This is a genomic window from Pseudomonas sp. REST10 (assembly GCF_029542605.1).
GTDB lineage: Bacteria > Pseudomonadota > Gammaproteobacteria > Pseudomonadales > Pseudomonadaceae > Aquipseudomonas > Aquipseudomonas khazarica.
Map to the genome: position 1 here is coordinate 4,668,796 of NZ_CP035677.1, position 11,749 is coordinate 4,680,544.

11 protein-coding genes are annotated in these 11,749 nt (G+C 66.0%); 1 reads left to right on the forward strand and 10 read right to left on the reverse strand.

Annotated features, from left to right (window positions below; translation table 11 throughout):
* Positions 1-126: 126 nt before the first annotated feature.
* The 10 genes from EWH21_RS22075 to bioB all read right to left on the reverse strand — a co-directional run bounded on the left by EWH21_RS22075 (position 127) and on the right by bioB (position 11,262).
* On the reverse strand, positions 127-1,917 hold the full coding sequence (locus EWH21_RS22075; protein ID WP_277699339.1) for an acyl-CoA dehydrogenase C-terminal domain-containing protein: 1,791 nt from the start codon (positions 1,915-1,917) through the stop codon (positions 127-129).
* 103 nt (positions 1,918-2,020) lie between these two features.
* Entirely contained in the window at positions 2,021-3,310 is a 1,290-nt protein-coding gene (locus tag EWH21_RS22080; protein ID WP_277700640.1) for a GGDEF domain-containing protein, read from the reverse strand.
* 145 nt (positions 3,311-3,455) lie between these two features.
* A complete protein-coding gene (locus EWH21_RS22085; protein WP_134676460.1) occupies positions 3,456-5,261 on the reverse strand; it encodes a phenylacyl-CoA dehydrogenase in 1,806 nt (601 codons plus the stop codon).
* Positions 5,262-5,430: 169 nt separating this feature from the next.
* A complete protein-coding gene (locus EWH21_RS22090; RefSeq protein ID WP_277699340.1) occupies positions 5,431-6,165 on the reverse strand; it encodes a putative metalloprotease CJM1_0395 family protein in 735 nt (244 codons plus the stop codon).
* A gap of 52 nt (positions 6,166-6,217) precedes the next feature.
* Complete coding sequence (locus EWH21_RS22095) at positions 6,218-6,517, reverse strand: hypothetical protein (protein WP_047592815.1); 300 nt, start codon at positions 6,515-6,517, stop codon at positions 6,218-6,220.
* Positions 6,518-6,613: 96 nt separating this feature from the next.
* On the reverse strand, positions 6,614-7,303 hold the full coding sequence (gene bioD, locus EWH21_RS22100; RefSeq protein ID WP_277699341.1) for a dethiobiotin synthase: 690 nt from the start codon (positions 7,301-7,303) through the stop codon (positions 6,614-6,616).
* 62 nt (positions 7,304-7,365) lie between these two features.
* Positions 7,366-8,220: a malonyl-ACP O-methyltransferase BioC gene (gene bioC / locus EWH21_RS22105; protein WP_277699342.1), complete on the reverse strand. Its 855-nt coding sequence runs from the start codon at positions 8,218-8,220 to the stop codon at positions 7,366-7,368.
* On the reverse strand, positions 8,213-8,935 hold the full coding sequence (locus EWH21_RS22110; RefSeq protein WP_277699343.1) for an alpha/beta fold hydrolase: 723 nt from the start codon (positions 8,933-8,935) through the stop codon (positions 8,213-8,215). The genes bioC and EWH21_RS22110 overlap by 8 nt, the downstream gene beginning before the upstream one ends.
* Positions 8,928-10,097 (reverse strand): 8-amino-7-oxononanoate synthase, encoded by a 1,170-nt coding sequence (bioF, locus tag EWH21_RS22115; RefSeq protein WP_047593046.1) that lies wholly within the window; start codon positions 10,095-10,097, stop codon positions 8,928-8,930. The genes EWH21_RS22110 and bioF overlap by 8 nt, the downstream gene beginning before the upstream one ends.
* Positions 10,098-10,203: 106 nt before the next feature.
* On the reverse strand, positions 10,204-11,262 hold the full coding sequence (gene bioB, locus EWH21_RS22120) for a biotin synthase BioB (protein ID WP_037056076.1): 1,059 nt from the start codon (positions 11,260-11,262) through the stop codon (positions 10,204-10,206).
* 186 nt (positions 11,263-11,448) lie between these two features.
* Between bioB and EWH21_RS22125 the strand changes: the two genes are divergently transcribed.
* A complete protein-coding gene (locus tag EWH21_RS22125; RefSeq protein WP_037056078.1) occupies positions 11,449-11,742 on the forward strand; it encodes a hypothetical protein in 294 nt (97 codons plus the stop codon).
* The last annotated feature ends 7 nt before the right edge of the window (positions 11,743-11,749 follow it).

Below are 11,749 nucleotides of genomic sequence, written 5' to 3' on the forward strand. Positions count from 1 at the left end.
CGAGTTTAATCCAACAACTTTTCAGACACATAGGGTCATGTTGTGACCAATTATTCATCGACCGCTCATATGTCCATGAAATGAAAAGGCCCGCCAAAGGGCGGGCCGAATTGCCTCGACCAGCGGTCAGAAGGCGAAGTGATCTTCCGCCAGCTGCATGGTGCTGGCGCTGCCCGCCGACATCGCCAGACGATGCGCCTCGGTGCGCGGCAGGATGCGCTGGAAGTAGAAGGCGCACGTCACCAGCTTGGCCTGATGGAAGCCTTCGTCATCCCCTTGCGCGAGCTTTTCCTGGGCGACCACAGCCATGCGCAACCAGAAGTAGGCCAGGGTGACATAGCCCGAATACATCAGGTAATCGACCGACGCCGCGCCGACCTCGTCCGGATTCTTCATCGCGGCCATGCCGATGCTCTGCGTCAGCTCCCCCCACTGCCGGTTCAACGCCGCCAGCTGCGCCACCTGCGGGGCCAGTTGCGGATGCTCCTGCTGGGCCTCGCAGAACTTGTGCAGGACACGGGTGAAACCGCGCAGCAATTTGCCCTGGCTGCCCAGCACCTTGCGCCCGAGCAGGTCGAGGGCCTGGATGCCATTGGTGCCTTCATAGATCGGCGCGATGCGGCAATCGCGCACCAGTTGCTCCATGCCCCACTCACGGATGTAGCCATGCCCGCCGAAAACCTGCATGCCGTGGTTGGTGGCCTCGAGCCCGGTCTCGGTCATGAACGCCTTGCAGATCGGCGTGAGCAAGGCCAGCAGGTCCTCGGCCTCCTGGCGCGCTTCGGCCGTCTCGGCGCGGTGCGCGACATCGATCAGCTGCGCAGTGAAGTAGGCCAGCGCGCGGTTGCCCTCGTTGAAGGCCTTCATGGTCAGCAACATACGGCGGACATCGGGGTGCACGATGATCGGATCGGCCGCCTTGTCCGGCGCCTTCGGCCCCGTCAGTGCGCGCATCTGCAGGCGCTCCCTGGCGTAGCGCAGGGCGCCCTGATAACTGGCCTCGCCCAGGCAGAGGCCCTGCATGCCGGTGCCCAGGCGGGCATGGTTCATCATGGTGAACATGCAGGCGAGGCCCTTGTTGGCCTCGCCGATCAGGTAACCGGTCGCAGCGTCGAAGTTGATCACGCAGGTCGCCGAGGCCTTGATGCCCATCTTATGCTCGATGGAGCCGCAGCTCACTGCATTGCGCGCGCCGACGCCGTCGCCCTGGGGCAGGAACTTGGGCACGATGAACAGGGAGATGCCCCGGGTGCCCGCAGGCGCGTCGGGCAGCTTGGCCAGCACCAGGTGCACGATGTTCTCGCTCATGTCGTGCTCGCCCGCGGAGATGAAGATCTTCGTCCCGGAGATCGCATGGCTGCCGTCGGCCTGCGGCACGGCGCGCGTCTTGATGATGCCCAGGTCGGTGCCGCAATGCGGCTCGGTCAGGCACATGGTGCCGGTCCAGCGGCCTTCGGTGAGGCGCGTCAGGTAGGTCTGCTTCTGCTCTTCGCTGCCATGGGCGTGGATCGCGGACATGGCGCCATGGGTCAGCCCCGGGTACATGGCCCAGGACTGGTTAGCCGAGGCGACCATCTCGGCGACGATCAGGCCGAGAGACTCGGGCAGGCCCTGCCCGCCATGCAGCGGGTCAGCGGCCAGCCCCATCCAGCCGCCCTCGGCATACTGCGCGAAGGCCTCCTTGAAGCCCTTGGGCGTGGTCACCACGCCGTTGTCGAAATGGCAACCCTCCTCATCACCGCTGCGGTTCAGCGGGGCCAGCACCTGTTCGCAGAACTTGGCGCCCTCCTCGAGGATCGCCGCGACCATGTCCGGGCTCGCATCGTCGGCCCCCAGGCTGGCGTAGTGGGCGGGAAAGGCGAAGACATCGTCGATCAGAAAGCGCATGTCGCGCAGCGGGGCCTTGTACTCGGGCATGGTCGTTCTCCATTCGGGTAGCGGTCAGGTGCCCCACGCTACTGCCGCGAATGGAACGGCAACAATGATCGTTGGCCGCCTGAATGCGCCGCCATAAGCCGGCTCAGTCGGCCGAGGCGCTGACCTTCACCGCACCACGTCGCTGCCCGGCGCTGCGAATGCAGTTGCGCCCGGCGGCCTTGGCGCTGTAGAGCGCCCTGTCCGCTTCCTTGATCACTTCCTGCGGTGTGCGCTGCTCGGCCTGGCGCTCGGCCACGCCCATGCTGACCGTCACCGAAACCTCGCTGGCGGCCTTGCCGGCACGACGCTGCTTGCCCTCGCGATCATCACGCGGACGGCTCTGCTTGTCGCGCAGCTGCATGCGGTACTGCTCGATGGCCAGGCGCACGGCCTCCATGTGCGGCACGCATTGCTCCACGCTCTTGCCGGGAAACAGCAGGGTGAACTCCTCGCCGCCATAGCGGTAGGCCTTGCCGCCACCGCCGACCTTGCGCAGCTGGCTGGCGACCAGGCGCAACACCTGGTCGCCGACGTCATGGCCATGGGTATCGTTGAATTTCTTGAAGTGATCGACATCGACCATGGCGATCACATAGTCACGCCCGAGGCGCTGCAGACGCTCGTTGAGCGCACGCCGTCCCGGCAGGCCGGTCAGCTCGTCACGGAAGGCCATCTGGTAGGCCTCGTGCGCCACCGCCGCCACCAGCATGAGCATGACCATGCTGCTCATCACCTGCAGCGCATGGGCCATGATGAACACCTGCGGCAGCATCCACAGCAGGCCGACAAGCCCGACCAGTTGCGCCGCGTGCAAGGGCCGCGGGCGTCGCAGGTACTGCACCAGCAGCGCGACGAAAGCGACCAGGAACACCAGGTAGGTCAGCTGCGCGAGGCTCATCCAGGCGCCGTGCAACGCCGGCCAGTGGATCTGCGCCAGCCAGTCGGCGATGCCCTGTGGATAACGGCGTCCGAGCGCGAAGGCCACCGCACTGACCGCCAGCAGGACCAGCGCCCGCGCCAGCATGTCCTGGGCCAGGTGCGAACGCTCCTCCCAGCAGCCGTAGAGGGCGTAGAGCATCGGCAACAGCAGGCAGATCAGGTGAAAGACCAGGACGGCGTCGTCCCTGACCTGGCCGTTGTCACGGAAATGATCGACCTGGATATCGAGCATGAAGTAGCCGACGTACAGCACCAGCAGCAGGAAGACCTCGCGCTGGCGGCCATAGGCCAGGCAGAAGGCGCCGCCGAGCAGCAACAGCAGGGTCGGCAGGACATTGAACAGGGAGATGAAGAATTCGCTGAGCACCGGCAGCCGGGCAGCCACGAACGCGCCGACCAGCAACGGCAGCGAGGAGAGGAAATGGCTGAGGCGCAGATTGGCCGGACGGATCACGCGGACACCCTGAGCAAGAGATGAAGGCATTCTGCCTGCTTCGATGATTGAAAACAGCGACAGGATGCGACATTCCCTTCAGTACGACGCGCAAAAACGCAAACGCCGCCCCGAAGGGCGGCGTTTGCGTTCAACCGTGATGGAATCAGAAGCCGAGCGCGAAGTGCTCTTCATCCATGTCCATCAGGTTGCTGGCGCCAGACAGCATGGTCTCGACGTGCGCGCGAGTGCGCGGCAGGATGCGCGCGAAGTAGAAGCGGGCAGTCTGCAGCTTGGCCTTGTAGAAGGCCTCGTCACCCGCACCGGCAGCCAGTTTCTCGGCAGCCAGGCGCGCCATGTCGGCCCAGAAGTAGGCCAGGCAGGCGTAACCGGAGTACATCAGGTAGTCCACCGAAGCGGCACCGACTTCCTCGCGATCCTTCATCGCCGCCATGCCGATCTTCATGGTGATGTCGCCCCACTCCTTGTTCAGCTTGGCCAGCGGTTCGACGAACTCCTTGACGGCGTCGTTGCCTTCGTTGGCCTGGCAGAACTTGTGCACGATCTTGGTGAAGTTCTTCAGCGCGCCGCCCTGAGTCATCAGCACCTTGCGGCCCAGCAGATCGAGCGCCTGAACGCCGGTGGTGCCTTCGTACATCATGGAGATGCGGCAGTCACGCAGGTTCTGCTCCATGCCCCACTCGCTGATGAAGCCATGGCCACCGTAGATCTGCATGCCGTGGGAAGCGGACTCGAAGCCCACTTCGGTCATGAAGGCCTTGGCGATCGGCGTCAGGAACGCCAGCAGCTCGTCGGCGACCTTCTTCTCTTCTTCGTTGTCGCTGTGCTGAACGATGTCCACCTGCTTGGCGGTGAAGTAGACCATGGCACGGTTGCCTTCGGCGAAGGCCTTCATGGTCAGCAGCATGCGGCGCACGTCCGGATGCACGATGATCGGGTCAGCGGCTTTTTCCGGCGCTTTCGGGCCAGTCAGCGAACGCATCTGCAGACGCTCACGGGCGTACTTGATGCCACCCTGGAAACCGACTTCGGCGTGGGCCAGGCCTTGCAGCGCGGTACCCAGACGAGCGGTGTTCATGAAGGTGAACATGCAGTTCAGGCCCTTGTTGGCCGGGCCGATCAGGAAGCCGGTGGCGCCGTCGAAGTTCATCACGCAGGTGGCGTTGCCGTGGATGCCCATCTTGTGCTCGATGGAGCCACAGGAAACGGCATTGCGCTCGCCTACGCCGCCATCGGCGTTGGGCATGAACTTCGGCACGATGAACAGCGAGATACCCTTGGTACCGGCCGGAGCATCGGGCAGGCGGGCCAGGACGATATGGACGATGTTGCCGGCCATGTCGTGCTCACCCGCAGAGATGAAGATCTTGGTGCCGGTGACCTTGTAGCTGCCGTCGGCCTGCGGTTCGGCCTTGGTGCGCAGCATGCCCAGGTCGGTGCCGCAATGCGGCTCGGTCAGGCACATGGTGCCGGTCCACTCGCCGGATACCAGCTTGGTCAGGTAGGTGTGCTTCTGCTCGTCGGTACCGTGGGCGCTCAGGGTGTTCATCGCACCGTGGGAGAGGCCCGGGTACATGCCCCACGACCAGTTGGCCGAACCGACCATTTCGCTGATCGCCAGACCCAGCGACTCCGGCAGACCCTGACCGCCGTGCTCGACGTCATGGGCCAGGCTCGGCCAGCCGCCTTCGACGAACTGCTGATAGGCCTCCTTGAAGCCCGTCGGGGTTTTCACACCGGACTCGCTCCAGGTGCAGCCTTCGGTGTCACCCACGCGGTTCAGCGGCGACAGGACCTGCTCGCAGAACTTCGCGCCTTCCTCGAGGATGGCGTCGACCATGTCCGGAGTGGCGTCCTGGCAACCTGGCAGGCTCTGGTAGTGCGCTTCGTAGCCCAGCAGCTCGTCACGAACGAAACGAATGTCACGCAAGGGGGCCTTGTAGTCAGGCATAGCGGTAAACCTCTGCGGTGGATTCCTAGTAGTTGGGGTGACCGTCTTGGCGGTCGCTCTCGGGATCACTCCCGGCTGCCCGGCCACGAGGCTGCGGCCGAAGCAATCAAACAGGCGTTTGAAACATACGTTTACGCCAACCCCTTGTCAAGCGCTGCCAATCGACCCGTCACGCGACCAGATCGATGCCGGGCTCCGACGACGGCAACTCGCCCAGGCGCCGGTACAGGTCAAGGTCAGGTGCGGGCGGCACGGCCTGCTGGCCCTGCTCGTCAGACGCCTCCTGGGCTTGCCGTTCGTCGTCACGCCCCTTGCTCTCCTCACTGGCGCTGGCGGCTTCGTCGCGACGCAGTTCGGCCAGCTCCACCCGCGCCTGCGCCGCCTTGGCCTGGGCCTGGGCAGCCACGCGCAGATCCTGTGCGGAGGGCTCGGCGGGCGCGAGGGCGGCCCGCAGCACGACTTCCATCTTGCGCAAGGTGGCTTCGGGGTCATTGGGGACAGCGGCCGTGTCGATGCCGACCTCGCCGGAGACGGCATAGCGCTGGCCGTCAGGGCCACGCTTGAAGCTGTAGGTCGGTGAACCGGCGTACTGCCCGCCGACAGCGGCATGGGCCTGTTCGTGGGCGCGCACTTCACGATCGCGCTGAACCAGATCGGCGATCTCCAGCTGCTGCTGGCGCTGCTCCCGGGGGCTGGCTTCGGCGCTGTCGTCCGCCGTATCGGTGGAGGCACGGTCAGCCTCTTCGCGCCCGGAGGCGCTGGAATTCGCCTGCTGCTCCTGCGGCGCGGTCACGGGTGCCTGGTCGGCACGGGCGATATCGGGGGAAACGTCGGACGAGAGGGGCCGAGCCGAAGAGAAGGACGGCGCAGGGACGAAAGGTGGCACGCTGTTGCCGATCTGCATGTGCTCCCTCCTACCCCGTTGCAGGCCGCATCCACGGCCGGGGTGGAACTACTTACGCACGCGTGTCGATGAGCGTACCCAGCACCTCATCGGCGGTTTCCACGACACGTGAGCTGGCCCGCACCTCGTTCTCGCCAACGCGCAAGGCGACCAGGCTTTCCGCCAGGTCGGGGCGCGTCTGCTCGGCAGACTGTGGCGTGGGGTTCACCTGGTTCTGCGGTGGCGTCTGGCTGGGCTGCTGCGGCTCGGTCACCGCGTTGCTGGCGATGTCGCTGGCCGCCTGCTCGACACGGCGCTGCCCGGCCTGGATGCCGTTCAAGCCCGAACTGAATGCATTGCTGGAGATTTCCATCGGCAGCTCCCAAGGGGAAATAAAACCTGATGCTGCGTATTGAAGCAGAAGTCGGCTAAAAAATGTACAGACAAAAGGCTATCGTCCGCCGGCTGTTTATTCCCAGTCGGCCAGACGTTCCAGCGCCAGGTGCTGCGCCACCGCTGCGGCGCTCGCATCTGCCAGGTACGGCACCCGGCCCAGGCACGGGGCGGGCAATCGCTCGCCCAGGGTCGCCAGGTTCTCTTCCAGGCGCGAGGTCTGCGGGTCGACGATATTGGCGACCCAGCCGGCAAGCTCGAGCCCGTCACGTTCGATGGCCTCGGCCGTCAGGACCGCGTGATTGATGCAGCCCAGCCGCACACCCACGACCAGGATCACCGGTATCGCCAGCGCCTGGGCCAGGTCCGACAGGCTCTCGCGCCCGGCCAGGGGTACACGCCAGCCACCGGCACCTTCGACCAGGGAGAAGTCGGCGTTCCTTGCCAGGATCGCGCGTACCGGGCTGGCCAGGCTGGCGACAGTCAACTCGACGCCGACCTCGCGCGCCGCCAGGTGCGGCGCGATCGCCGGCTCGAACGCCAGCGGGTTGACCTCCTCGTAGCGCAGCGGCAGCGAACACTGCGCCAGCAAGGCCAGTGCATCGTCGTTGCGCAGCCCTTGCGGCGTTCCCTGGCAACCGGAGGCGACCGGCTTGGCCGCCGCAGTACTCAACCCACGCAGACGGGCAGCGTGCAGCAGGCCGGCAGCGATGGTGGTCTTGCCGATCTCGGTATCCGTCCCCGTGACGAAGTAGGCGTGCGTCATGACGATGTCTCCCGTCGCTGCTATCCAAAGGTGTCTTTCTGGCGGGCAATTGCGGACCGCCGCTAGGCGACGCCAGCAACGTCGCCCGGAAGTTTCTGCAACACGCCGTAGACCACCTGATAGGTGGCAGGCAGCCCGGCAGGCTGGCGCCAGCGCTCGTAGGCCTCGACCAGCGCGCGAATGCGCGCACGCCCGGTCAGGCCGCCCGGCCGGCCAGGGTTGAGGTTGTGCGCACCGAGGTCCTTGAGCGAAGTGGTCAGGCTGCGCAGGTCGGGGAAATGCAGCGTTTGCGCCTGGCGCTGCAGGCTCAGCACCTGCATGCCACTGGCGGCGCAACACTGCTGGTAGTCCTCGAACCGGCGGAAGTGATTGACGTGGACGAAGCCGTCGACCGCCTGCCAGCTGTCGCGCAACTCCTGCAGGGTGCCGACGCACAGGCTGGAGAACGCCAGCACGCCACCGGGGCGCAACACCCGCTGCGCCTCGCTCAGCACGCGCGGGAAATCGGCGCACCACTGCAGCGCCAGGCTGGAGAACAGCAGGTCGACGCTGGCCGTCTGCAGCGGCAGGGCCTCGGCATCACCGGCGATGAAGTGCGCGGCGCCCCCCTGGGGCCTGGCATGGCGCAGCATGCCTTCGGCGATGTCCACGGCCAACCCCGTCCCCTGCCCGTAGCGCTCGCCAAGGGCGCGGGTGAAATAACCCGTGCCGCTGCCCAGGTCCAGCCAACGATGCAGCTGCAGCGAAACCGGCAGACGCGCCAGCAGTTGCGTGCCGACATGGCGCTGCAGCTCGGCCACGGCATCGTAGCTCGTCGCCGCTCGCGAGAACGACGCCGCCACCTGGCGCTTGTCCGGCAGGGCCGCCGTGCTCACCTCGGCGTCGGAGCCCTGCGCGCGTTCGGAACACTCAGCCATCGTCGGACTCACGGATGAAATCCAGCATCAACGCCGCCACGCTGTCAGCCTGCTCGTGCACGAAGGCATGACCACAACCCTCCAGCACATCCACCTCGCCCGCCGACAACAACGCCAGCAGCGCGTCGCCCGCCGCAGCCGGGACCAGTGCGTCCAGCTCGGCCAGCAGATGCAGCTGCGCCCCGCCGAAGGCCGCCAGCGGCGCACGATTGTCGAGGCTCGCCAGAACCCGCAGGCCGGCGAGCAGTGCCGCCTCGTCCCCCGCGAGCAGGTGCGTCTGCAGCTGCCGCGACAGGCCGCGCGCATCTGCAGCGCCCTGGGCACAGAGCATGGCGAAGCGTTTCAGGGTCGCGCCGGCATTCGCCTGGCAGCCCTGGTAGAACGCGCTGTAGGTGTCCTCGGCCAGCGCCTGCGGCCAGTGCTCGCTGGCCACGAAGCAGGCATTGCTGGCCAGGCTGATCAGGCCGCGGCAACGCGCGCCGCGCCGCGCCGCCAGGGCAGCGGCGAGCATGCCGCCCAGCGACCAGCCGGCCAGCCAGCAACCATCGGCCAGGCGCGCATCCAGCTCGTCGAGCCAGTCCCCGGCAGACGCGGAGGCCAGCCTGGGCAGTGCAGCGACCTGCACCTGGCACTCGCCACCCAGTGCATCCGCAAGGGGTTGCAGCACGGCCGCATCGAAGCCCCAGCCGGGCAGCAGAATCAGTTTCTCAGTCATCGGTACACACCTGGGGCCAGCATTCGGCCAAGGCTTCGAGCAGCAGTTCGAGCTGCGCTGCGCTATGGGCGGCGGAGAGGGTCACGCGCAGGCGCGCACTGCCGGCCGGCACGGTCGGCGGACGGATGGCGCCGACCAGCATGCCGCGCGCCTTGAGCAGCGCCGAAAGCTTCAGGGCGCGGGCGCTGTCACCGACCAGGATCGGCTGAATCGGCGTCGGGCTGTCCATCAGGTCCAGGCCGATCTCGCTGGCGCCCTGACGGAAGCGGGCAATCAGTCCGGCCAGGTGTTCGCGGCGCCAGCTCTCGGTACGCAGCAGCTCCAGGCTCTTCAGCGTGGCGCAGGCCACGGCGGGCGGCTGGCTGGTGGTGTAGATGTAGGGGCGGGCGAACTGGATCAGCGTCTCGATCAGCTCTTCGCTGCCAGCGACGAAGGCACCGGCGGTGCCAAAGGCCTTGCCCAGGGTGCCGACCAGCACCTGCACGTCATCCTGACCCAGGCCGAAATGTTCGACGATGCCAGCGCCGGTCGCCCCCAACGGACCAAAGCCATGGGCGTCGTCGACCATCACCCAGGCATCCTTGAGCCGCGCCTCGGCGCACAGCGCCGGCAGGTCGGCCAGGTCGCCATCCATGCTGAACACCCCATCGGTGACCACCAGGCAGTTGCCGCTGGCCTTGCGCAGGCGATTGGCCAGGCTGACCGCATCGTTGTGCAGGTAGCGCGAGAAGCGCGCGCCGGACAGCAGGCCGGCGTCGAGCAGCGACGCGTGGTTGAGGCGATCCTCCAGCACGCTGTCACCCTGGCCGAGCAGCGCGGTGACGACGGCGAGGTTGGCCATGTAGCCCGTGGAGAACAGCAACGCGCGCGGGCGTCCGGTGAACGCGGCGAGCGCCTCTTCCAACTCATGGTGAGGCGTGCTGTGGCCGATCACCAGATGCGACGCGCCGCCACCGACGCCCCATTGCTCCGCGCCCTGTTGCAGCGCACGAATCACCTCGGGGTGGTTGGCCAGGCCCAGGTAATCGTTGGAGCAGAAGGCCAGCAGCTCCTGGTCATCAGCACGCACCTGCGGACCCTGCGGGGTCTGCAGCAGAGGACGGCTGCGGAACAGGTCGGCTGCCTGGCGCTCGGCCAGGCGGGCAGCAAGATCGAAAGACATGGCAGGCACCGGAGAACGGTGGATAACCGCAAGCGGGTCAGCCACCCTGCGCATGGCATCGGGCTGCGCAGGGCGGATGACGCTTCATCCATCCACCTGGGAGATATCAGGCCGAGGCCGCGTTGTAGAACAGCTGGGAGTCGCGTTGCTCGACCAGGGCCTGCTCGATGGCCGCCTGATGCACCTCGTCGGCATGTTCCTCGCGCTCTTCCGGCTTGATGCCGAGGCGCTTGAACAGGGCCATGTCCTTGTCGGCCTGCGGGTTGGCGGTGGTCAGCAGTTTCTCGCCGTAGAAGATCGAGTTGGCACCGGCCATGAAGGCCAGGGCCTGCATCTGCTCGTTCATCTGCTCGCGACCGGCAGACAGGCGCACATGGGACTGCGGCATCATGATGCGCGCCACCGCCAGGGTGCGGATGAAGTCGAACGGATCGACGTCCTTCTCTTCGGCCAACGGCGTGCCCTTGACCTTGACCAGCATGTTGATCGGTACGCTTTCCGGATGCTCGGGCAGGTTGGCCAGCTGGATCAGCAGCCCGGCGCGGTCATCCACCGACTCGCCCATGCCGAGAATGCCGCCGGAGCAGATCTTCATACCCGCCTCGCGCACGTAGGCCAGGGTCTGCAGGCGCTCGCCGTAGGTGCGCGTGGTGATGATGTTGCCGTAGAACTCCGGCGAGGTGTCGAGGTTGTGGTTGTAGTAGTCCAACCCCGCATCGGCCAGCGCCTGGGTCTGTTCCTGGTCCAGGCGACCGAGGGTCATGCAGGTTTCCAGGCCGAGCTTCTTCACGCCTTTGACCATTTCCAGCACGTAGGGCATGTCCTTGGCCGACGGATGCTTCCACGCCGCGCCCATGCAGAAGCGCGTCGAGCCGATGGCCTTGGCCTCGGCCGCCGCCTCCAGCACCTTCTGCACCTCCATCAGCTTTTCCTTGTCCAGACCCGTGTTGTAGTGGCCGGACTGCGGGCAGTACTTGCAGTCCTCCGGGCAGGCACCGGTCTTGATCGACAGCAGGGTCGAGACCTGCACGCGGTTGGGATCGAAGTGCGCGCGGTGTACCGTCTGCGCCTGGAACAGCAGATCGTTGAAGGGCTGCTCGAACAGCGCACGAACTTCGGCGAGGGACCAATCGTGGCGGGCGGTGGTTGCTGCGGTTGCGCTCATCTGGGAAATCCTTCGACGCTTGGTGGCATCTGTTTGAGGGGGCATTCAGGCTCAGGCCATCATAAGTGGCAGTTGGATGCTGTCAACCGCAAGAAAGACACAGGTTTACCATTGATCACATATTGATCGATCGAACTTCCATCATGGCATCTTGCCCAATGCCTATCGCCAATACAGGACGCTTGCATGCAGGTAGAAGGTTTCTTCGAAGGACTCGGCCAGGTACTGGGTCGCGCCATCCGTTTCGTCGTGGACGTGCTGTCCGGTGCGCTGGGAGCCGTTGCCGATGCGTTCGACGATTTCCTCCGCGGCCTGGCCAGCGCCATCGGCATGGACGTCTCGATCTTCAGCATCATCCTGCTGATCATCGGCCTGCTGTTTCTCTACAACGGCGTGCGCGCGCTGCTGAGACGCTCGATCATCGGCGGGGTCATCTGGCTGTTCCTCGGCCTGGTGGTGATGGGCTGGCTGATTCGCTGAGACCTGC